The organism is Mesorhizobium sp. ES1-4, assembly GCF_020164745.1.
GTDB lineage: Bacteria > Pseudomonadota > Alphaproteobacteria > Rhizobiales > Rhizobiaceae > Mesorhizobium.
On sequence record NZ_JAIUGV010000008.1, the window covers coordinates 223,045 to 244,130 of the forward strand.

General features: G+C 63.6%; 20 protein-coding genes. 4 read left to right on the top strand and 16 right to left on the bottom strand.

What is annotated here, in order from left to right:
• Positions 1-68 precede the first annotated feature (68 nt).
• Together LB556_RS17390 and LB556_RS17395 are read right to left on the bottom strand one after the other, a co-directional pair.
• Positions 69-1,043: an ABC transporter substrate-binding protein gene (locus LB556_RS17390; RefSeq protein WP_224568958.1), complete on the bottom strand. Its 975-nt coding sequence runs from the start codon at positions 1,041-1,043 to the stop codon at positions 69-71.
• Between the two features lie 28 nt (positions 1,044-1,071).
• Positions 1,072-1,227 carry a hypothetical protein gene (locus tag LB556_RS17395; RefSeq protein ID WP_224568959.1) on the bottom strand — a complete coding sequence of 52 codons (156 nt, stop codon included), beginning with the start codon at positions 1,225-1,227 and terminating at the stop codon, positions 1,072-1,074.
• 250 nt (positions 1,228-1,477) lie between these two features.
• Between LB556_RS17395 and LB556_RS17400 the strand changes: the two genes are divergently transcribed.
• Positions 1,478-1,633 (top strand): hypothetical protein, encoded by a 156-nt coding sequence (locus LB556_RS17400; protein WP_224568960.1) that lies wholly within the window; start codon positions 1,478-1,480, stop codon positions 1,631-1,633.
• Between the two features lie 13 nt (positions 1,634-1,646).
• Here LB556_RS17400 and LB556_RS17405 read toward each other — a convergent pair whose 3' ends face one another.
• The 8 genes from LB556_RS17405 to LB556_RS17440 form a co-directional block, all read right to left on the bottom strand.
• Positions 1,647-3,695 carry an ABC transporter ATP-binding protein gene (locus LB556_RS17405; protein ID WP_224568961.1) on the bottom strand — a complete coding sequence of 683 codons (2,049 nt, stop codon included), beginning with the start codon at positions 3,693-3,695 and terminating at the stop codon, positions 1,647-1,649.
• Positions 3,688-4,566 carry an ABC transporter permease gene (locus LB556_RS17410; RefSeq protein ID WP_224568962.1) on the bottom strand — a complete coding sequence of 293 codons (879 nt, stop codon included), beginning with the start codon at positions 4,564-4,566 and terminating at the stop codon, positions 3,688-3,690. The genes LB556_RS17405 and LB556_RS17410 overlap by 8 nt, the downstream gene beginning before the upstream one ends.
• Entirely contained in the window at positions 4,563-5,516 is a 954-nt protein-coding gene (locus LB556_RS17415) for an ABC transporter permease (protein WP_224569089.1), read from the bottom strand. The genes LB556_RS17410 and LB556_RS17415 overlap by 4 nt, the downstream gene beginning before the upstream one ends.
• 70 nt (positions 5,517-5,586) lie before the next feature.
• Complete coding sequence (locus LB556_RS17420) at positions 5,587-7,251, bottom strand: ABC transporter substrate-binding protein (protein ID WP_224568963.1); 1,665 nt, start codon at positions 7,249-7,251, stop codon at positions 5,587-5,589.
• 263 nt (positions 7,252-7,514) lie between these two features.
• Positions 7,515-8,699: a mandelate racemase/muconate lactonizing enzyme family protein gene (locus LB556_RS17425; protein ID WP_224568964.1), complete on the bottom strand. Its 1,185-nt coding sequence runs from the start codon at positions 8,697-8,699 to the stop codon at positions 7,515-7,517.
• Between the two features lies 1 nt (position 8,700).
• Positions 8,701-9,807, bottom strand: coding sequence for a mandelate racemase/muconate lactonizing enzyme family protein (locus LB556_RS17430; protein ID WP_224568965.1), 1,107 nt, complete (start codon positions 9,805-9,807; stop codon positions 8,701-8,703).
• A 32-nt stretch (positions 9,808-9,839) separates the two neighbouring features.
• Positions 9,840-10,532, bottom strand: a complete 693-nt coding sequence (locus LB556_RS17435; RefSeq protein ID WP_224568966.1) for a GntR family transcriptional regulator — start codon at positions 10,530-10,532, stop codon at positions 9,840-9,842.
• Between the two features lie 120 nt (positions 10,533-10,652).
• Positions 10,653-11,441: a 2OG-Fe(II) oxygenase gene (locus LB556_RS17440; protein ID WP_224568967.1), complete on the bottom strand. Its 789-nt coding sequence runs from the start codon at positions 11,439-11,441 to the stop codon at positions 10,653-10,655.
• Positions 11,442-11,513: 72 nt separating this feature from the next.
• Between LB556_RS17440 and LB556_RS17445 the strand changes: the two genes are divergently transcribed.
• Complete coding sequence (locus LB556_RS17445; RefSeq protein ID WP_224568968.1) at positions 11,514-11,936, top strand: LysR family transcriptional regulator; 423 nt, start codon at positions 11,514-11,516, stop codon at positions 11,934-11,936.
• The gene (locus LB556_RS17450) at positions 11,866-12,453 is read left to right on the top strand and encodes a LysR substrate-binding domain-containing protein (RefSeq protein ID WP_263485324.1); all 588 of its coding nucleotides are present in this window, start codon (positions 11,866-11,868) and stop codon (positions 12,451-12,453) included. Before LB556_RS17445 ends, LB556_RS17450 begins: the two co-directional genes overlap by 71 nt.
• 44 nt (positions 12,454-12,497) lie before the next feature.
• On the opposite strand, the gene LB556_RS17455 is transcribed toward LB556_RS17450, so the two are convergent.
• Genes LB556_RS17455 through LB556_RS17465 form a run of 3 tightly spaced genes read right to left on the bottom strand, consistent with a single transcriptional unit; the run spans position 12,498 to position 17,089 of the window.
• Entirely contained in the window at positions 12,498-13,652 is a 1,155-nt protein-coding gene (locus tag LB556_RS17455; protein WP_224568969.1) for an efflux RND transporter periplasmic adaptor subunit, read from the bottom strand.
• Between the two features lie 15 nt (positions 13,653-13,667).
• The gene (locus tag LB556_RS17460) at positions 13,668-16,844 is read right to left on the bottom strand and encodes an efflux RND transporter permease subunit (protein ID WP_224569091.1); all 3,177 of its coding nucleotides are present in this window, start codon (positions 16,842-16,844) and stop codon (positions 13,668-13,670) included.
• The gene (locus LB556_RS17465) at positions 16,838-17,089 is read right to left on the bottom strand and encodes a hypothetical protein (protein ID WP_224568970.1); all 252 of its coding nucleotides are present in this window, start codon (positions 17,087-17,089) and stop codon (positions 16,838-16,840) included. The genes LB556_RS17460 and LB556_RS17465 overlap by 7 nt, the downstream gene beginning before the upstream one ends.
• A 245-nt stretch (positions 17,090-17,334) precedes the next feature.
• On the opposite strand from LB556_RS17465, the gene LB556_RS17470 reads away from it, so the two are divergent.
• Complete coding sequence (locus tag LB556_RS17470) at positions 17,335-17,925, top strand: TetR/AcrR family transcriptional regulator (RefSeq protein WP_140733719.1); 591 nt, start codon at positions 17,335-17,337, stop codon at positions 17,923-17,925.
• A gap of 302 nt (positions 17,926-18,227) precedes the next feature.
• Here the strand turns inward: LB556_RS17470 and LB556_RS17475 are convergent, their stop codons facing one another.
• The 3 genes from LB556_RS17475 to LB556_RS17485 are packed head-to-tail and all read right to left on the bottom strand — an operon-like array spanning position 18,228 to position 21,061.
• A complete protein-coding gene (locus LB556_RS17475; protein ID WP_224568971.1) occupies positions 18,228-19,250 on the bottom strand; it encodes a LacI family DNA-binding transcriptional regulator in 1,023 nt (340 codons plus the stop codon).
• A gap of 29 nt (positions 19,251-19,279) precedes the next feature.
• On the bottom strand, positions 19,280-20,071 hold the full coding sequence (locus tag LB556_RS17480) for an ATP-binding cassette domain-containing protein (protein WP_224568972.1): 792 nt from the start codon (positions 20,069-20,071) through the stop codon (positions 19,280-19,282).
• A gap of 3 nt (positions 20,072-20,074) precedes the next feature.
• Positions 20,075-21,061, bottom strand: coding sequence for an ABC transporter permease (locus LB556_RS17485; RefSeq protein ID WP_224568973.1), 987 nt, complete (start codon positions 21,059-21,061; stop codon positions 20,075-20,077).
• Between the last annotated feature and the right edge of the window lie 25 nt (positions 21,062-21,086).

A 21,086-nucleotide genomic window follows, 5' to 3' on the forward strand; every position in this document is an offset into this window, starting at 1 on the left:
CCTTCTGGAACACTAGGAAGTGAGACCCGGCTGGCACCAGCCGGGCCTCCCTTTTCCAGTCGGAGCAATCACTGCGCCCAGGCTTTCCAGTCGGCTTCGTGGGCGGCGATCCAGGCAGCGGCGACATCCTCCGGTGTCTTGCCGTCGAGGTCGATCTCGCCGCTCATCTTGTTCAATTCGTCGGTGTCGATCGTATAGGCCTTGGCCACCTTGTAGGCGATCGGCCATTTGTCCTTCATGCCATTCCAGGAGTATTTCCAGATCTCGCCATGCGGCTTGCCGCAGTCGTATTTGGCGTCCGGGTTCACGCCCCATTTCGGGTCGTTGTAGCACTCAGGCGTGTATTCCGGGAACTGCACCCATTCGCCCTTGTATTTCGCAGGCGCCCAATGCGGCGAGTAGATCCACAGCATGATCGGCGCCTTGCGCTGATAGGCTGAATCGAGTTCGGCGAACATCGCCGCGTCGGTGCCGGCATGGATGACCGTGAAGGGCAGTTTAAGCGCCGCTACGCGTTCGTCGTCAAACCCTTCCCAGGTCACCGGTCCGCCGAGATAACGCCCCTTCGGCGCCGTCTCGGCGGTCGAGAACGATGCCGCGCAGGTGGCGTCAAGCAAGGCATGCCAGTCCGGCAAGGTCGGGCACTTTTCCTTCATATATTCGGGAAACCACCATTCTTCCTTGGCTTTCGGGCCGAGCTTGCCGAGCCTTTCGGTCTGGCCAGTGGCGTCGGAGGCCTTCATGGCTTCGCCGGCCGTGGTGTCCCAGAACTCCAGGCCGACATCGAGGTCGCCGTTGGTGAGGCCGGTGGTCAGGCTGGAGAGATAATCGGCGGTCGGGTATTCGACGGTGTAGCCGAGCTTTTCCAGGATGCCGCCGAGGATCTTGGCGTTCAGGTTGACGCTCGTCCAGTCGAACAGCGCGATCTTGATCGGGTCGTTGGATTCCGGTGCCGCTGCCTGCGCTGTTGGCGTCAGGACACTTGCCGCGGCAAGTGCAAAAGCTCCCATCGAGAATTTCGAAATCACACTGCGAAATGGCATTGCTTGGTTCTCCTTCAAGGTGTGACGGTTACTGGTCGTTCCCTTCTTGCGGCTTTTCTTGATTGTGTTGGAAAGGCAGGCTGTTGCGCAAGGCCGTTTTCGCCATGTCGTGGGCAAGGCCGACGCAGGCGTGCTGATGCTCGAATTCGATGATGACGCACGCTGCCGAGGCGGCCAGTCTCATGGCCGAGCAACCGCCACGATGGCGATCATCCACCGATCAATTGCCAGTCCTGCGGCGCCCTGCAAGGTGCGAGCCATCAAGGTCCCATGATCTCGGCTATGGCCCTGGCAAGCCCCATCTCGCCAGCGACATTTTCATAGGATGAAATTATATATACCAACATTCATCCCGCGCAACGACTAACGCTACATTCGCCCCCTAATTTCAGGCCGCAGGCAAAGCTGGGCCACGCCGGCGGGACATGGTTCGCATGTCCGTTTCTTATCTCGCCTATCCCAGCAATCCGGCCTCATCCGACACGCTCGACGTCGCATTGACGGGCTTGCGGACCCTGGCAAGGGAATGGACCGGTGATCGGGGGTTTGCCGAAGGCGACCATTCCTTCGGCATGGCCGGCCAGGCGTGATGGATACGGGCCGCTACGCCGGCACGGCTGCGACCGCCGCCGGTTTTTGCAATCGCCTCAGTTCCGCATAGGGGATGTGGCAGCGGATCGAGTGTCCTGGCTGCGCCTCGGCCAATGGCGGCTCCTGCTGCTCGCAGATGGGGCCGATCTTGCGCGGGCAGCGCGTGTGGAAGACGCAGCCCGAGGGTGGGTTGGTGGCGCTGGGGATTTCGCCGTCGAGCCGAATGCGCGCCGTCTCGGTCTGGTCGAGCTTTGGCACGGCCGACAGCAGTGCTTCGGTGTAGGGGTGATGCGGGCCGGAGAAGACGTCTTCCGATGGCCCGAGTTCCATGATGCGGCCGAGATAGAGCACGGCGATCTTGTCCGAGAGGTAACGCACCACGCCGAGATCGTGCGAGATGAAGATGTAGCTGACGTCTTCCTTGGCCTGCAGGTCGGCGAGCAGATTGAGGATCGCCGCCTGGACGGAGACGTCGAGCGCGGAGGTCGGCTCGTCGCAGACCACGATGCGCGGATCGCCAGCGAAGGCGCGTGCGATGGCGACGCGCTGCTTCAATCCGCCCGAGAGCTGGCGCGGCTTGACGGCCAGATGCCGATCGGTCAGCCGCACGGAGCGGACGAGATCGTTGAGGCGCGCCTCCAGTGCGGCGCCCCTCAAGCCCGCCAGCCGCTTCAGCGCGCGACCGATCAGGTGGCGGATCGAATGCGAGCGGTTCAGTGCGGAGTCCGGGTTCTGGAAGACGATCTGCATCGCCTTGACCTGGTCGTCGCCGCGGTTCTCCAGCTTCGGCGCCAGCGCCTTGCCCTCGAGTTCGATGGTGCCGCCCTCATCGGGTGGCACGAGCCCGAGCAGCAGCCTGGCGAAGGTGGTTTTGCCCGAGCCGGATTCGCCGACCAGGCCGAGCGTTTCACCGGGCCTTAGATCGAGCGACACGTCCTTGACGGCGCGCAAGGCATGGCCATGGCTGGCATAGGTCTTGTTCAGCCCGGCGACGCGCAGCACCGGTGCCGCTGCCGGCTTCGGCGCGGGCGCCACGTCGGCGGGCGTCGCGCGCGGCAGGGCCTGCGCCTTGTCGTGATGGAAGCAACGCGACAGGCGCCTGCCTCGCTCGTCGCCCAGATCATAAAGCGGCGGCAATTCGGTGCGGCAGCGATCGTCGGCGAGCGCGCAGCGGTCGGCGAAGGCGCAGCCTTTGACGATGGCGCCGATGCCGGGCAAGAAACCCGGTATAGTGTCGAGCCGGCCCTGGTCCTTGCGCTGGCCGCCGCGCGGCAGGCAGCGCAGCAGCGCCACCGTATAGGGATGGCGCGGATCGTTGAAGACGACCTCCGTCGGTCCTTCCTCGACCAGCATGCCGGCATAGAGCACGCCGACCCGGTCGCACATGTTGGAGACGACGGCGAGGTTGTGGCTGATGAACAGGATCGAGGCCGACAATTCCTGCCGGAGCTGCGCGATCAGGTCGAGCACCTCGGCCTCGACCGTCGCGTCGAGCCCGGTGGTCGGCTCGTCGAGGATCAGCATCGAGGGATCGTTGGCCAGTGCCATGGCGATCGCGACGCGCTGCTGCATGCCGCCGGAGAGCTGGTGCGGATAGCGTTGCATGACGCTTGGCGGATCGGAGATGCGCACCCGGTTCAGCATGGCGATGGCGCGATCGGTGGCTGCCTGTCCGGAAACGCCGGCAAGTTCGAAAATCTCGGTCAATTGCCGACCGATGCGGATCGACGGGTTCAGCGCCTTGCCCGGATCCTGATAGACCATGGAGACGCTTTCGGCGCGCGCACGCCTGAGCGCCTCGGCGTCGAGCTTCATCACATCCTTGCCGTCGAGCGAGATCGCGCCACCCGTTATCGAACCGTTGCGCGGGAGATAGCGAACCACGGTGAGCGCCACGGTCGACTTGCCGCAGCCGGATTCTCCGACCAGGCCGTATGCCTCACCCTGGCCGATGGTGAGGCTGAGGTTGCGCAGCACCGCGCGATTGCGGCCGGCGACCCGGTAGGCGACCGACAGGTCCTTGATCTCAAGCGCGTTTTTTGCTTTCGCGTCCTCAGTCATTGAAGGCCCCATGCACACCGTCGGCGGCCAGGTTGACGCCAATCACCAGCGAGGCGATGGCAAGCGCGTCGAACAGCACGGTCCACCAGAAGCCACCGCCGATCATGCCGTAATTGCTGGAGATCGAGAGCCCCCAGTCGGGTGACGGCGGCTGGATGCCAAAGCCCATGAAGGAGAGCGTGGCCACGGCGAAGATCGCGTAGCCCAGCCGCACCGTGGTCTCGACCAGAATCGGCGGGATGATGTTCGGCAGGATCTCGACGAACATCGTGTAGAGCGCGCTCTCATGCCTGAGCTGTGCCGCCGCGACGTAATCGAGTTCACGCTCGGCCAGCACCGCCGAGCGCACGGTGCGCGCGATGATCGGCGCGAAGCTCAGGCCGATGACGATGATGACTGTGGTCTTTGAGGTGCCGAGCGCGACGATGGCGAGCAATGCCACGATGACCACCGGGATGGCCATGAAGGCTTCCAGGATGCGGCTGACGACGTCGTCGACGATGCCTCGGAAATAGCCGGTGAGCAGGCCGAGCGCGGTCCCGGCGACCGTCGCCAGCAAGGTCGCCAGTGGGGCGACCGTCAGGATATCGCGCGAGCCGACGATGACGCGCGAGAACACGTCGCGGCCGATCTGGTCGGTGCCGAACCAGTGATCACGCGAAGGTGGCGCCAGCGCGTTGATGATGTCGTCGGCGAGTGGATCGTAGGGGACGAAGTGCTCGCCAAACAGCGCGCAGACTACCCAGAACAGCACGATGGCGATGCCGACAAGGAACGTTCGCGAGCGCATCAGGGAGAAAAAGACTTCGGCCAGCGGGCCACGCCGGCGCGTATCGTCCTGTGGCGGAGAGGTGGTCTGGACGACGCTCATTGGTCTGACCCCAGGCGGATGCGCGGATTGAGCGCGGAATAGAGGAAATCCGCGATCAATGTCGCCACGGCATAGACGATGCCGATGGTGAGGATGCCGGATTCCAGCATCGGAAAATCCTTGCCGCGCGCGGCGGTGAAGATCAGCGAGCCGATGCCCTGGTAGCGGAACAGCGTCTCGATCACGACCAGGCCGCCGATGAGATAACCGGTCTGGGTGGCAATGACGGTGATGGTCGGCAAGAGCGCATTGCGCAGTACGTGGCGCCAGATCACCGTGCGCCAAGGCAGCCCTTTCAGCACGGCGGTCCGCGTGTAATCGGAATCGAGCGCCTCGATCATGCCCGAGCGCGCCATGCGCGCGATGTAGCCGAACAGCACCAGGAACAGCGGCAGTGCCGGCAGTATCAGGTAATAGAGCTGGGTGAAGAAGCCGGCGTCCTTGGGCCATGCCGCCGAGATCGGCAGCCAGCGCAGCCATACGCCGAAGATCAGGATCAGGATGATGCCGGTGACGAACTCGGGCAGCACCGTCACCGACAGGCCGCCAAGGCTGATGATGCGGTCGAGCGGGCGGTTGAGGTTGAGCGCGGCAATAACGCCGCCGAGAATGCCGATCGGAACGACCAGGACAAAAGCCACGGCCGCCAGCTTCATCGAATTGCCGAGCGCATCGATGACGAAGGGCGCCACCGGCGAGCGGAAGATGTAGGAGGTGCCCATGTCGCCTTGCACGAAGTTGGAGATCCAGCTCCAGTACTGGGTGAGCAGCGGGCGATCGACGCCGAGCGTGTGATTGAGCGCGTCGACCGCGCGCTGGTCGGCGAAAGGACCCAGGATCGCGCGGCCGACATTGCCGGGCAGGACCTGGCCGCCCAGGAACACCATCACGCTCAGCAGGAACAGCGTCACCAGTGACAGCGAGATACGCCGGGCAAAGAAGGAGAGAATGGCTAAAACTCCCTATGGAACCAGCCCCCTTGCGGGAGCTGGCTGTTAAAGGATTGGCTTCCCTTTTTGCTCAGGCCTTCGACGCCTTTTCGAGGAACAGCTGCGACATGGCTGTCGGCTGCACGCCGGCCACGCCCTTCACCGTCGCCGTCAGGTAGTCGTAGAAATAGCCGAAGATGACAGGCGTTTCCTCGAGCAGCAGCTTCTGGATCTTGCCCGCAGTCGCCTTCTGCGCTTCGAGGTCGAGCGCTGCGATGTAGCTGGCCGCCAGCGTGTCGTAGTCCTTGTTCTTGAAGTGCGCCGCGTTCCAGGTGCCGTCGCTCTTCAGTGGCGCCGCGAGATAGACATTCGGTACGCCGCGGTGACCGTAGTCGGTGATGCCCATCACCGAATCCAGCCAGTTTGATTTGCCGAACACCGCGTCTCCGTAATAGGCGCCCTGGTCGAGGATGTTGAGATCGAGTTCGACGCCGATTTCCTTGACCCAGTTCTGGATGAGCTGGGCATATTCAGGGATTTCGAGGTAGCGTTCGGTGGTCAGCGTTATCTTGAAGCCCTTGCCGGCGCCGGCTGCTTCCATCAGTTGCTTGGCCTGCGTGATGTCCTGCTTGCGCTGTGGCACGCTGGCATCGGTCGAAGGATAGACAGGGGCGAACGGGCTGTCATTGCCGAGCGCCGAGCGTCCCTTCATCAGACCGGCCACGAGCTTGTCTCGATCGAGGCAGAGCGCGATGGCGCGGCGTACGCGCGCGTCCTTCAACGGGCCGTCGTCGCAGCGCATATGCAATTGCTGGTGCGCCGACGACTTCAAACTGATGATTTCGAAGTTCGGATCGTTGAGCAGCGCCACGCCCGCCAGCACCGGCATCTGGTTGATGATGTCGACCTGACCGCCTTGCAGCGCCAGGATCATCGGCTGCACATCGGTGAAGAACGTGAATTCGGTGCGTTCCGGCAGGGCTTTTTCGCCCCAATAGTCCTCATTGCGGACAAAGGAAGCTCCGACCTTCGGCGTGTATTTCTCGATCTTGAAAGGCCCTGTGCCGTCGAAGCTCTTTTCGTAGTCGCCCTTGTAGCTCGCCGGGATGATGACGGCGTTGTAGTTGTCGGACGAGACCATGTAGGGGAAGTTGCCGTTCGGGGCGTCGAGGTGGAATTCCACCGTATAGTCGTCGACCTTCTTGGTGGCGCCCTTCTGCAGGATGCCGGTGAACACCGACAGCGCATTGGATGAATTCGCCGGGTCGGCAAGGCGGTCGATGCTGGCCACCACGTCGTCGGCCTTCATCTCGCCGCCGCTGTGGAATTTGACGCCCTTGCGCAGCTTGAAGGTCCACACCGTACCGTTGTCGTTCGGCTTCCAGCTCTCGGCAAGAGCGGGCTGCAGCACGAGGTCGGGGCCGTCGACACAGAGAAACTCGGCGACCTGCTGCATGACCACAAGGCCGCCGGCGTCGGCAATGGTGACCGGGTCGATCGTAGCCGCCGGCACGCTGCTGGCAACGCGGATGGTGGCGCCAGCCGCGCCAGCGGCGCGGGCAAGCGATGGCATGCCGCCGAAGCCGGCGGCCGTGGTGATGCCGCCCAGCAGCGGCAGCGACAGGCCGAGCAGGCTGCCATGCCGGATGAAGTCGCGGCGGCTGACGCGGCCGTCGACGAGACCGTCGATCAGGTGATTTTCGAGCGGCGAACGGCTGCGCCGGATAAGGTCGAGAATGCGATAGTTCTTGCTCATGGGTTTAACCCTTTCCCCTGTTTCTTATGATTGACGAATGCGTTTTCAGTTGACGAAAGTCCGTGGAGTTCTCCTGTCCCGGCCTTCAAGGGTGTCAGTCGATTGGGACTGTAGCATGCGGTTTTCCCTGGTCCATCCGATCCTTGCGGCGCCGCGGTCAGATTTTCTTGAAGGATGCTTCCATCGACCGGTCCTGCAGCCGCCCATCCGATCGCGGCGGCCGATTCTTGTTCTTGAATACGTCTCCTTTCCCGTGACGTTCTCTAGTTCAGCGGCAAACGGCGATAGGTTCCGGGCTTTGCCGGGTCGTGATATTTGTTGCAGGGACCGTTCTCTGCGAAATCACGATGGCAGGCTTCAAGGTTCCGCCGCGACAGCGTGACGCCGAGACCCGCGCCTTCCGGCACGCGCACGACGTTGTTCTTCGGGCAAAATGGCCCTTGTTCAGTGATATCAACTGGTTGCATGCGAAACAGCGACTGGTTCGGCTCCCGGATCCAGCCCAGTGCCGCGCACAGATGCAGGTAGGCCGCGCTGCCGATGCCGCTGTCGCCGCTGTAGCACCAGAAATCGATGCCCGCGTGCTCGCAGGCACCGACGAACCGCAGCATCCGGCCGATGCCGCCATGCGCCGTCGGGTTGCCGACGAAAGCATCCGGCACCTTGAGGTCCATGGCGCGCGCAATGTCGATGTTGTGGGTCGAGAACGGGATGGAGCAATGGCGGCGCAGTTCGCGCATCTCCTCGATCGTCGCCACCGGATCCTCCCAGTTGCGTACGCCGAACTCTTCCAGCGGCCGCGCCAGCCGCCGGGCGGTGGCAAGTGAATAAGCCTGGTTGGAATCGATGCGGATCATGGCATCGTCGCCGAGCTTCTTGCGGATCAGCTCGACCATTCTCAGCGAGACCCTTGGGTCGTCGGTCGAGAACTTGCCTTCGAAGAAGGTCGTTCCGTGCCGTTCGTGCAGTTCCACGCAATAGTCGGCGACTTCTTCCGGCGTCGTCTCGCCCCTCACATCAGCCCCGTTGCCGCGCAGCGAGAAATAGTCGGTGAAGGGAATGTCCTTGCGCACGGCGCCGCCAAGCAGCTGGTAAAGCGGCTGGTTCCATGCCTTGCCGCGCAGGTCCCACAATGCCATTTCGATGGCGCCGAAGGCCATGATGCGGGCGCGGTCGTTGATCGACTGCACGCCGGTCCAGAAGGGCAGGCAGACATGTTCGGCACCGGCAATATCGAAGGCGTCGCGGCCGACCAGCCGTTGGGCGAGAACATCGTTGATGATAGCGGCCGCCGCCGGCGTCGGGGCTTCGCCCAGCCCGACAAGGCCGTCCTCGGTCTCGACTTCGACGATGGTCGGCGAAAAACCATCGAGCTCGCCGAACACCCAGGCATAAGGCGCCTCGAGGCGAAGGTTGATCGGCGTGGCCTTGATGCCGCAGATCTTCATCTTATCGTCCAACTTCAAAGAAGGGCTTGCCAAGCAGGTCGGGAACGACGTCGATGCCAAGGCCTGGCCCGGCGGGAACACCCATGCGGCTGCCGGTGACCGGCGGTGCGTTCGAGGCGGTGCGCACCGTCACCCATTCGTGGAAGGCGATAGCGTGCAGCCGGCGCTCCTCCGGCGTCGACAGCGACAGGTGCGCCATGGCTGATGTGTCGATCTCGGCGCCGCCTGTGTCCTCGACCGTGATCATGAAGCCGAGGTCGACGGCGACATCCCGGATCAGCCGGGTCTTCGTGACGCCGCCGATCCGCGAGATCTTCAGCGTCAGTCCGTCCGCCGCGCCGAGGCGATGGATTTCCAGCATAGCCTCCAGCGAGGTGACGGATTCGTCGAGCACCATCGGCTTGTCGAGCATGCGGCGCACCGACATGTTCTCGTCGATCGTCATGCAGGGCTGCTCGAACGTATAGTCGACCGCCCGCGTGGCGTCGGCGAACTGCCGCGCCTGGTACGGCGTCCAGCCGGCATTGGCGTCGCAGAAAATGACGGTGCCTTTCGGCACCGAAGCGGCGACCGCGGTGACGCGTTCGATGTCGTCATGGACGTTGCCGCCGACCTTGACCTGCAAGCGGTGGAAACCGTCCTTGACGATGCGCCTGGCAAGAGCCGCCATCTGATCGACCGTGCCATGGGTGACGACCTTGTAGAGTTCCGCCGTGTCGCTTTCCCTGCCGCCGAGCAGCGTCACCAGCGGCACGCCGGCCGCGCGCGCCGCCAGATCCCAGCAGGCCATGTCGAGCGCCGCCTTGATGTAGGGATGGCCCTTGAACACGGTGTCCATCAGCCGGCCGATGCTGGCCAGCCCGCACGGGTCCTGGCCGATAAGGTGTGGCGCGATCTCCGGCACGCCGGCCCGGGTGCCGGCCGGGAAGGCGGCCGAGTAGAAGTTGCCGAGCGGCGCCATCTCACCCCATCCGGTGATGCCGCTGTCGGAGGTGATGGAGACGATCACGGCGTCGAAGCAGTCGGCCACGCGCCCCTTGGACATGCGATAGGGGCCGTCCACGAAGGGCTGCACGACATGATAGGCTTTGATGGTTTCGATCTGCACGTGGGTATCCATTATCCGGATGAGGGGAAGGGTCAGGCGCCTTTCGACGGACGCCGTTCGAGGTCGCGCGCATAGGCAAGAAGCTCTTCGAAATCGAGGTCGATATGCTCGCGTGCATGGCGCTGGGCGGCACGCATGTCGCCGCCCTTTAGCCGCGCCACATAGGTCTCGTGGACATCCTCGGCCGGTACGGCTTCCCTGCGCGCCTGCTGGTGCAGGGCGAAGTACATCTGCAAACGGCTGGTCAGCCTTTGCCAGGTTTCCAGGAGCACCGAATTATCGGCCCATTCATGAATCAGGCCATGCAGTTGCAGGGCGGTTTCGATCTGCCTTGTGGTGTCTCGGTCGCGCGTCGCCTGCTTCACTGCCTCGTGGCGCCGGTCAAGCTCGTCGAAGAAGCGCTGGTCGCGCAGCTTCCACATCCGCTCGATGGCGAATTCGTCCAGCACCTTGTTGAGCGAATAGGCATCGTCGATGTCCTTGGCGGTGACATTGATGACGAAGGTGCCGGCATAGGGGATGCTGGTCAGGACGCCTTCCTGCACCAGCTCGCGCATCGCCTCGCGCAGCGGCGCGCGGCTGACCCGCATCTGTTCGGAAATCCTGAGTTCGTTCAGCTTCTGGCCTGGCTGGAGCTGACCGGTCAGGATTGCGCGCCGCAGCAGTGCCACGATTTCGGCACGGCGCGTCGTGTCGGCAATCGGACTGAACTCCGTCTTCACCATCCGGCTCACTCCAAGCAAGAGCAGATAGCAAGACAATCAGATTGTCGACAATCTAACAAGGGGCCATGCTCTAATTTCTGATCGTTGCTTGGCGGCTCGGCCGGATGCGAGTGGGTCAGATCAGGCCGCGCGGCCATAGAAGCCGACGCGCTCCTCTTCGCTGAACATCACACCCGGCCTTTCATAGTAGGAGAACACCGCGATCATGCGTTCGCGTTCGCCCTCGACCGTGGTGACGCGGTGCGCGGTGTTCTTGCCGCGAAACACGTTCAGCGTACCCGGTTTCATGCGCAGGATCCTGGCGTCGGGGTCACGCCCTTCGAGCAGCCGGGCGACGCCCTCGTAATTCGGGTTGTCATCCGACCTGAGATCGGTGCGGTATTCGAGGTCGCCGCCGCGTTGCGCCTGCTGCAGCAGCAAGGTCGTCGTGAATTCCGAGCGGTCGAAGTGCCAGTTCAGCGCTTCGCCGGCGCGATAGGCCATGACATTGGCGCGGGCCAGCGGATCTTGCATGACGTGCAGCTTTGCCTTCCCCATCGTGGCCGCGAGGAAACGCACGAGCGGTTCGTATTCGTAGATTGCCATCACCGTGCTGCCCGCAATCTGGTCGGCGCAGACAGTGTGGCTGATGGTTTCGACCTGGCGTAGCGCGGGGTGGCCAGGCGCGAGTTCGGGAATGCTGGGCTTGAAGTAGATGTTGTGCATGCGCTTGTGGACATGGGACCGTGAGTCCATGACCGGCTTGATTTCCCGCACCGCTTGTTCGGCGACGCCGGGCCTTAAGAAACCTTCGAGATTGAACATGCCGTCGGCTTCGAGTGCGGCGAGCGACTGCTCGACGAGGCGGTTCCATTCGGGGCTGCCTTCACGGTCGAGCGGATAACGGTCGAGATCGAGAATGTCTTTCATGTCGCGTGCTCCATCGGTTGGGCACATAGGACGGCAAAAAATTCTTTCTCTCAACGCGGAAAATTATTAGGAATGGGCAAGAAAAACTTAATGGAGGTGGAGATGGAAAGGTTGCCGCCGCTGAATGCGATCAAGGCGTTCGAGGTCGCCGCCCGCGCCGGCAGCTTCACCTTAGCCGCCAGCGAGCTTGGCGTCTCCTCAGCGGCGGTCAGCCAGCAGATTCGCAACCTCGAGACCTGGTTCGGCAAGCAGTTGTTCGTGCGCACGGGCAACCGCATCACGCTGACGGACGCCGGCCACGCCATCTATCCGCAGACCGCGCGGGCGCTTGGCGATATCGCCGCCATCGGCCAGCGCATGCTGGAGGGCGGCTTGCGGACGCGCCTTTGTCGTCAGCGTCCCGTTTTCTCTGGCCGAGTTCTGGTTGGCGCCGAGACTGGCCGTGCTTCTCGATGCCTTCCCGCACATGGCGATCGACGTGCGCGCCGAGGATGATCCCATCGACCTGATGCGCTGGAATGTCGACGTGCGCATCAGCTATGGCGACTACCACTATCCCGGCCTGCGGATGGTCCGCCTAGTCCATGATGATGTCCTGCCGGTCTGCGCGCCGGAATTCTGGCGGCGGCACGGCAACGACGATGCGAGCCTCGTCGATTTTCACGAGAGCCTGTTCATCCACACCAACTGGGGACCGAACTATGCCTCGCATCCGACCTGGGCCGATTGGTTCGCGGCGTGCGGCGGCAGCCGCTCGCCCGATCCGTCGCATGGGCGCCGCGTCGGCCTGTCGAGCCTGGCGATAAGCTCGGCGCGGTTGGGCCTTGGCATTGCCCTTGGACAGCGGGTGGTGGCGCAGGCGGACCTGGATGCGGGCCGCCTGATTGCGCTTTCTTCCGTCTCGGTGCGCCTGGGACACCCCTATTGCGCCTTCATGCCGCCGGCAAAGGCCGACCGCGCCGATGTCGCCGCTCTGGTCGGCCTGCTCGTGAAAACGGCGCCCTCGACCTGAGAAAAGGTCGGGGGCGCCGCGCGGAAACCGGGCCTGCGGGGGAGTCAGGTAGCCGGTTTCTGTGGAAGGGGAGAAATCGGCATTCCGGGGCCGATCTTCTGCAGATTGCCTGTGATCACCTGGTCGCCTTCGCTGACGCCGCTGAGGATGGCGACCATGTCGCCGCTGGTCGGCCCCAGTGAAACCAGCCGCTGGTCGACCGTATTGCCCTTGCCGACGACGTAGAGATATTTGCCGAGCTGGCTTGACCCGAGCGCGACCTGCGGCACCATCAGCGCATCCGGCTGTTGTTTGACGTGCAGCCGCACCCGAACATACTGGCCAGGCAAGAGCGTGAACTTGGCGTTGCCGATGGTGGCGCGCGCGGTGATCGTACCGGTCGAATGGTCGATCGTGTTGTCGATGAAGGTGAGTTCGCCCTTCTGGTGGGCTTCGGTCTCACCCGGAAGCAGGATCTCGACCTCGATGGGGCCGGCGGCACGCGCCTCCTCGATCTGCGCCAGATCCGTCTCGCTCGGATTGAAGGTGACGTAGATCGGATCGAGTTGCACCAGCGTGTTGAGCACGGTGCCGGCAACGCTGACCAGCGTTCCCACGGAAGCCTGGTTGCGGCCCAGACGTCCGGCGAACGGTGCGTGGATTTCCGCGTAGCTCAGATTGAGCTCGGCCGTGCGCACGGCCGCCTGGTTGAGCGCCAGCGACGCCTGCGCCTCGCGCAAGGTGCTGGTGCGCTGGTCGAAGCTGTCCTTGTCCAGGTAACCGCTCTTGGCGAGTTCGGTACCGCGGCCGAGATTGGACCGCGCATAATCGAGTGTCGCCGTATCCCGCTGCACCTGAGCCTTCGCCTGGTCGAGCGCGGCCTGGAAGTCGTCGGGCGAGATTTTGTAGAGCAGATCGCCCTGCCGCACATCGGCGCCGTCTTGCGCCGTCTGTTCCTGCAGGTAGCCGGGGACGCGCGCCTGCAGCGTGATGCTGCGGATCGGCTCGATCCGCGCGGCATAATCGAGGTAGATCGGGATCGTCTTCTTGACGACGTTCGCCACCGGCACCGGCATGACGAACGCGGCTGGAGCCGGCGTCGCCGCTCCGGCCGTGCCGGCGCTGAGCCGCAGGTTGCCCATGTCCAGCAGGTGGACGCTTGCCACTGAGATCGCGCCCAGCGCGACAGCGGTTCCCAACGCGATTTTCCATTTACGCATGATCAGTCTCCAATTTCATTCGGCCGCTTCCGCCAGGGGCGGGTAGGCGGGGTTGGCCGTTGGTTCAGTGTGTTGAGAAGCGGGCTCTTCGCCGCCACGCCGTTCGCGCAACTGTTCGATGACCGCGTAGAAGACCGGCACGAACACCAGCGACAGGATGGTCGCCGCCACCATGCCGCCAAACACGGTGGTGCCGATCGACTGACGGCTTGCCGCACCCGCGCCGGTGGCGATCATCAGCGGTACCACGCCGAGGATGAAGGCGAACGCGGTCATCAGGATCGGCCGCAGTCTCAGCCGCGCGGCCTCCATCGACGCCTCGACGATGCTGAGGCCTTCCTCGCGCCGCCGTCTTGCGAACTCGACGATCAGAATGGCGTTCTTGGCCGCCAGGCCGATCAGCATGACGAAGCCGATCTGCGAATAGACGTCGATCTGCATGCCGCGCGCCCAGAGCGCGGCGAACGCGCCGAACAGAGCGAGCGGCACCGCCAGCAGCACCATGAACGGCATCGCCCAGCTCTCGTACTGCGCCGCCAGGATCAGGAAGACGAAGACGATGGCCAGCGCAAAGACCACCGACGCGATCGACCCCGCCTTGAGCTCCTGGAAGGTGATGCCGGTCCATTCGAAACCGAAGTCCCTGGGCAGCGCGGTCGCCGCGGCCCGTTCCATGGCGGCGACCGCCTGGCCCGACGAGTAGCCGGGCGCGGCGCCGCCATTGATGGTGGCCGAGGCGTTGTTGTTGTAGTGCGGCACGGTTTCCGGACCGACGAACGGCACCAGCTTGCCCAGCGTGCTGAGCGGCACCATCCCGCCGGAAGCGTTGCGCACGTAAAGCCGCGAAATGTCGGCGGCACCCGCACGTGCATCCTTGTCGGCCTGGATGGTCACCCGGAAGGTTCGGCCGAACAGGTTGAAGTCGTTGACGTAGAGCGAGCCGAGATAGATCTGCAGCGTGTTGAAGACGTCGGGCAGGTTGAGGCCGAGCAGCTTCGCCTTGGCGCGGTCGAGGTCGTAGTTGAACTGCGGCGTCGAGGTCGAGAACGGCGAGAACAGCTGTTGGGGATTGATTTCCGGCTGCTTGCGTGCCTCCGCGATCACCGCTTGCGTGGCATCGTTGAGGGCCGTGCTGCCGCGACCGGTGAGGTCCTCGACGACGAATTCGAAGCCACCGGTGGTGCCGATGCCGGGGATGGAGGGCGGATCGAAGGACAGCGCGAAGGCTTCCGGAATCTGCAGCAGCTTGCCGCGCACGTCGGCGACGAGCTTCGAGGCACTCTGGTCGGGGCCACGCTCCTCCCATGGCTTGAGGATGGCGAACTCCACCGCCGAGTTCGACTGCGCGGCGCTGGTCAGGAAGTTCAGGCCGCTGATCGAACCGACGATGTCGACGCCGGGTGTCGCCTGCAGGATGTCGCGCGCCTTCTGTGCCACCGCGTCGGTGCGCTCCAGCGAAGCGCCGTCGGGCAGCTGAATGACGACGAAGAAATATCCCTGGTCCTCGACCGGAAGGAAGGTCGAGGGCAGCTTTTGCCAGACGAAGTAGGTGGCGACCAGGCCGGCCGCAAACAGACCGAGCATGATCCAGCGCAGCCGGATCAGGATGCGCACGCCATTGGCATAGGTATGCGACAGCCTGTCGAAGCCTGTGTTGAACCAGCGGAACAGGAAGAATTGCGTCTCGCCGCGATGGCGCAGGAAGGCGGCACTGAGCGCCGGGCTGAGCGTCAGCGAATTGAAGGCCGAGATACCGACGGAGATCGCCACTGTCAGCGCGAACTGGTTGTAGAGCTTTCCGGAGACGCCGGGAATGAAGGCAACCGGCACGAACACGGCCATGAGCACCGCGGTGGTGGCAATGATGGGGCCCGTAACCTCGGCCATGGCGGCTTTCGTCGCCGCCAGTGGTTTCAGCCCGGCCTCGAGCTGCCGCTCGACATTCTCGACCACGACGATGGCATCGTCAACGACAAGGCCGATTGCCAGAACCATGCCGAGGAGCGAGAGCATGTTGAGCGAGAAACCCATCATCTCCATGATGACGAGAGTAGCCACCAGCGACACCGGGATGGCGATGGTCGGAATGATGGTTGTGCGCCAGCTCTGCAGGAAGATGAACACCACCGCCACGACGAGCACGAGGGCTTCGCCGAGCGTGATCAGCACGTCATGCATCGAGGCCGAGACGAAGCGTGTCGTGTCGTAGTGCATGGCATAATCGACGCCCTTGGGAAAACGGGCCGACAGTTCCTGCATCTTGTCCTTGACGCGCTGTTGCAGATCGAGCGCGTTGGAGCCGGGCATCTGGTAGACGGCCAGCACGACGGTCGGGTCCTTGCCGAAGAAGGCCGAGGACGAATATTGCAGGGCGCCGAGTTCGATACGGGCGACGTCACGCAGCCGCACCAGCGAACCCGTATCGGTGTTGGCACGCACGACGATATCGCCGAATTCCTTCGGGTCGCTCAACCGGCCGACGGCGTTGACCTGCATCTCGAAGGCGGTGCCGGCCGGCGCCGGCGACTGGCCGATCTTGCCGGCCGCCACCTGGACGTTTTGTTCGGCGATGGCGTTCTGGACGTCGACCGCGGTGATGCCGAGATTGGCGAGCTTGTCCGGGTCGAGCCAGATGCGCATCGAATAGCGCCGCTCGCCGAAGATCTGGACGTCGCCAACGCCTTGCAGTCGCTTCAGCGGGTCGACGACCTGCAGATAGGCAAGGTTGGAGAGCGCAACCGGATCGACAGACTTGTCTGGCGAGGTCAGGTTGACGATGAGGACGAAATTCGGGTTCTGCTTCTTGATCGTCACGCCGCCCTGGTTGACGATTGCCGGCAGCGACGAGGCCGCCTGCGAGACACGGTTCTGCACGTCGACAGCAGCGGTGCTCAGGGAATAGCCGACGTCGAAGGTGATGGTGATGGTCGACGAGCCGTCATTCGAGCTCGTCGACGACATGTAGGTCATGCCTTGGACGCCGTTGATCTGCTGCTCCAGCGGCGTCGTCACGGTGTCGGCCACCACTTGCGCGCTGGCGCCGGGATAGTGGGCGCTGACCACGACCTGGGGTGGCGTGATGTCGGGAAACTGCGAGACCGGCAGCAGGAAATAACAAATCGTCCCGGCGAGCACCATGATGATGGCGATCGCCGAGGCGAAGATCGGACGATGGATGAAGAAGTTTACCACGACACGCACGCCTCTCCGGCCGCTCTCGCCCGCCCGAAGGCGCTGGCGACCCTGGACAACTGGCCGTGACCGTCACGAGACACTTCCCGTGAACGCAGCAACGGCACCTCGCGACGCTGCCCGTCGGCAAGCGAGCGCAGCATGTTCTCGAAGGCTCGGGGGTCGACCCCATCTGCTTTCATGACCAGCCGGATCATCGGATCCCGGACGGCTTCATCTATGGTAAGATCGCGGCGCTGTGGCATTGGCCGGCTCCTTGTCTGTCGATTCGCAGCCATGCTCGCGAACCGTTTTTCATCTCTTCACCGGCCGAGGCCGCATGATTGGCAATCTTTTCGTCCATCTCGATGTGGTAGGACCAACTCACGACCTTGTTATTGACGATGGACGCTATAGGTGTTACCAGTAAGTAACATTCTGGAAGTTACAGACCGGTAACACCCTAGTCAAGAGGTGGCCGAGAGTTTTTTGGAAACGAAAGGAGATCATGATGACAGACGGCGTCGTGGAGCGCTCTCGTCCCCGGGATCGGATTCTGGAGACAGCACGCGACATGTTCCACAAGCACGGTATCAAGGGCGTCGGCGTCGACGCGATCACCGAGGCTGCCGGCACGAACAAGATGACGCTCTATCGTCACTTCGAATCCAAGGACGATCTCATCGTCGAGTGCCTGCGCGCCAACGCGGCCAAGGCCGGCGCCATGTGGGAGGCCTTCGAGGCCGAATTTCCCGGCGACAAGCTTGCTCAGCTTCACGCCTGGGTCCGCAAGGCGGCCGCCATGCTCAACGCTGACGGCCGAGGTTGCGACATGGCCAATGCCGCGGCCGAACTGACCGAGCCGGACCATCCGGCCAGACGTGTCATCAAGGAACTTAAGGAAGCCCAGCGCGAACGCCTGGTCGGGCTGTGCCGGGATGCCGGCATCGGCCAGGCCGAACTTCTCGCCGATACGCTATCGCTGCTGTTTGAGGGCGCGCGCGTCAGCGTGCAGACCGTGGGCACCGAGGGGCCGAGCACGCAGTTCGTGCGTATGGCCGAGGGGCTGATCGTTTCCTTCAGGGGCACCGCGGCAGGCTGACATCTGCCGGCCCCGACGGCGTTGCGCTATACCGGAACGGGCGCTCTTTGCGTCTTGGCGGCGCCACGCCCGTTTGCGACCAGAACGAAAAAAGCCCGCTGCCGGGAGGAGGTGGCAGCGGGCTCGATTTCGAATGTGGCGCGGGAGGAGGTGCACCCCATTCAAGGCCGGCATCGCATCTGGGAGGAGTAGATGGCCGACACCCAGAAGCTACGAGTTGCCCAACGATTCGGCAACGATGAATTGTGCATAGCTGCTGTGCAGATTCGCCATGGCGGAGCGTCAATTCGGTAAGCGCGACCTCACTGCACCGGCACGTTTTCCCTGAAAATCAGTCTGGGCTCGATGAATTTACGCGTCAGATAAGGCGCCGATGATGCGATCGAGCCGAGCAGTTGAATCACCGACTGCTCGGCGATCAGCCTGGCGTTCTGGTCGATGACGACATCGACAAGGTCGTCGACGAGGTAGCCGCGCGTCTCCCTGGTCAGGTCGTGGCAGATAAACACCGGCTTGCGGTTGGGCCGCGCCTCCCGGATGGCTTTCGCAATGCCCGAGCGCCCGGCACCGACGCAATAGATGCCGAGCAGTTCCGGTTCATTGCGCAGCGCCTTCATGGTCTCGGCATAGCTGGCATCCGGCTCGTCGTTGATCTCGACGGCGCTGCTGACGGCGAGGTTGGGAAACTCCTCGCCGAGAACGGAGCGGAAGCCCATTTCGCGCTCCTCATGGCCGCGATAGGAACGCGAGCCGACGACCATCGCCAACTGTCCCTCGCGGCCGCCGAGGAAGCGTCCCATCAGAAGTGCCGCCGTCCGTCCCGCCACGCGATTGTCGATCCCGACATAGGCCGAGCGGGGGGCGGCCGGAATATCGGATACCAACGTCACCAGGCGGATGCCGGCCTCGACCATGTCGCGCAGGATGTTGCGTGTCCTGGGATGATCGACGGCGATGACACCGACGCCATTGGCCCGCAACGACAGCTTTTCGACCGCCGTCTGCAGCGCATTGGGCGCGATGCCGGCAAGATTGTGGATCCGGCAGGACGCCACCAGCGGCAGGCGTGAGGCGTAGTTCTCGATATGCTTTGCCAGGTCGTGCATGAAGGCGTTGCTGCCGATGGGCAGGAAGAACTCGAGGTTCGCGGGCTTGGAGGGAAGCGTCACCTGGCCGGCGACCGGCAGATAGCCGAGCTGCTTGGCGGCCTCCATGACGCGCTGCCTATTGGCGGCGCTCGCTCCGGGCCGATTGTTGAGCACCCTGTCGACCGTGGCGGTCGACAGCCCGCAGTTCCTGGCAATGTCGAAGACGGTGGCCTTCATGCCGCGACCCTATGCGCCGATGCCCCTTCTCAACGCCCAGGCTCGTCGTCGGCGATGGCGTCGTGGATGTCCTTGTCCGACATGCCGGTGATGATGCGCTCGACTTCCGTCACTGTCGTCGTCTTCGGATCGATGTCGTCGGCGACCACTTTGCCCCTGCGCATGACGACGATGCGGTCGACCACTTGGAAGACATGGTGGATGTTGTGCGCGATGAAGATGCAGGAGTGGCCGGAATCACGTGCGTTGCGCACGAAACTGAGGACCCCTTGCGTTTCGGCGACGCCGAGATTGTTGGTCGGCTCGTCGAGGATGATCAGGTCGCTGTCGAAATGCATGGCGCGCGCGATCGCGACGGCTTGCCGCTCGCCGCCGGAAAGCGAGCCGATCGGCGTCGTCGGCGGGATGTTCTTGGAGATGCCGACCTGCTTGAGCAGGTCGCGGGCTACCGTGTTCATGGCGTCCTGGTCCATGCGGTTGAGGAAGCGCGGCGGCTTGATCGGTTCACGCCCCAGGAACAGGTTGCGCGCGATCGACAATTGCGTGACCAGGGCGGAGTCCTGGTAGATGGTCTCGATGCCATGGGCGATGGCGTCGCTGGTGTCGCGCAGGGTGACCTTCTTGCCGCGGATGAAGATGTCGCCGCTGGTCAGCGGCACCGCGCCGGAGAGAACCTTGATCAGCGTCGACTTGCCGGCGCCATTGTCGCCCAGCAGGCCGACGATCTCACGTTCGTTGACATGGAAGTTGGCGTCCACCAGCGCCTGCACCCGCCCATAGGACTTGCGGATGTTCCGCATGCGGATCAATGGCTCGGCCATGGTTCAAGTCCCCGCCTGGTGCCGGCGTTCCAGCCATGAATGCAGCGCCATCATGCCAAGGATGATCGCGCCGATGAAGATGTTGTAGGCAAGGCCCGGCACGCCGATCAGCACGATGCCGTTGCGCATGACGCGCAGGATCAGGATGCCGAGCACGGTGCCGATGATGGTGCCGCGCCCGCCGGTCAGCGCCGTGCCGCCGATCACCACCATGGCGATCACTTCGAGCTCGTAGCCGGTGCCGCTGTTGGGATTGGCCGCGGATGTGCGCAGCGAGGAGATGACGCCGGCAAGCGAGGCCATGACCGAAGACAGCACGAACAGGCCGACCTTGACGCGGTTGACGTTGACGCCGCGTGCGCGCGCCGCGCTGGGATTGCCGCCCGCCGCCTGGATCCAGTTGCCAGTCCGGCTTTGCGTCAGCACATAGCCGAGCGCGATGGCCGCGGCGACGAACCAGAACAGCGACATGTATATGCGGAACGGCCCGATGAAGAAGTCGCCGACCAGCGCTTGCGCCAGCCAGCTGCCTTCGGCGCTCCAGGTTCGCTGCGGAAACCCGTCGGTGATGAAAAGCGCGCTGCCGCGCACCACGAGCAGCATGCCGAGCGTCACCAGGAACGACGGGATCTTGAGCTGCGTGACGAACCAGCCATTGACCAGGCCGATCAAGGCGGCGACCACCAGAGCGACGACGAAGCCCATCTCCAGCGAGGTGGCGCCGGCGTTGAACAGCGTCCACATCAGCACCGGCGAGAAGCCGAACAGCGAACCGACGGAGAGGTCGAATTCGCCCGACGTCATCAACAGCGTCATCGCCAGCGCGATCAGGCCGAGTTCGACCGTGAAGGCCAGCGTGTTCGAGATGTTCTGCGGTGACAGGAAATCGTGATTGAAGCCCCAGAAAACGGCGACCTCGGCGATAAGCAGAACGAAGGGTCCGAATTCCGGCCGCGCGACCAGGCGTTGGATGAGCGAATGATTTTCCACAGGCAACCCGCGACATGTTTGGAAC

Bases quoted from the DNA above. Each gene is read 5' to 3' on its own strand.
- LB556_RS17390 (WP_224568958.1), bottom strand. From the start codon at position 1,043: ATGCCATTTCGCAGTGTGATTTCGAAATTCTCGATGGGAGCTTTTGCA.
- LB556_RS17395 (WP_224568959.1), bottom strand. From the start codon at position 1,227: ATGAGACTGGCCGCCTCGGCAGCGTGCGTCATCATCGAATTCGAGCAT.
- LB556_RS17400 (WP_224568960.1), top strand. From the start codon at position 1,478: ATGTCCGTTTCTTATCTCGCCTATCCCAGCAATCCGGCCTCATCCGAC.
- LB556_RS17405 (WP_224568961.1), bottom strand. From the start codon at position 3,695: ATGACTGAGGACGCGAAAGCAAAAAACGCGCTTGAGATCAAGGACCTG.
- LB556_RS17410 (WP_224568962.1), bottom strand. From the start codon at position 4,566: ATGAGCGTCGTCCAGACCACCTCTCCGCCACAGGACGATACGCGCCGG.
- LB556_RS17420 (WP_224568963.1), bottom strand. From the start codon at position 7,251: ATGAGCAAGAACTATCGCATTCTCGACCTTATCCGGCGCAGCCGTTCG.
- LB556_RS17425 (WP_224568964.1), bottom strand. From the start codon at position 8,699: ATGAAGATCTGCGGCATCAAGGCCACGCCGATCAACCTTCGCCTCGAG.
- LB556_RS17435 (WP_224568966.1), bottom strand. From the start codon at position 10,532: ATGGTGAAGACGGAGTTCAGTCCGATTGCCGACACGACGCGCCGTGCC.
- LB556_RS17440 (WP_224568967.1), bottom strand. From the start codon at position 11,441: ATGAAAGACATTCTCGATCTCGACCGTTATCCGCTCGACCGTGAAGGC.
- LB556_RS17445 (WP_224568968.1), top strand. From the start codon at position 11,514: ATGGGCAAGAAAAACTTAATGGAGGTGGAGATGGAAAGGTTGCCGCCG.
- LB556_RS17455 (WP_224568969.1), bottom strand. From the start codon at position 13,652: ATGCGTAAATGGAAAATCGCGTTGGGAACCGCTGTCGCGCTGGGCGCG.
- LB556_RS17465 (WP_224568970.1), bottom strand. From the start codon at position 17,089: ATGCCACAGCGCCGCGATCTTACCATAGATGAAGCCGTCCGGGATCCG.
- LB556_RS17470 (WP_140733719.1), top strand. From the start codon at position 17,335: ATGACAGACGGCGTCGTGGAGCGCTCTCGTCCCCGGGATCGGATTCTG.
- LB556_RS17475 (WP_224568971.1), bottom strand. From the start codon at position 19,250: ATGAAGGCCACCGTCTTCGACATTGCCAGGAACTGCGGGCTGTCGACC.
- LB556_RS17480 (WP_224568972.1), bottom strand. From the start codon at position 20,071: ATGGCCGAGCCATTGATCCGCATGCGGAACATCCGCAAGTCCTATGGG.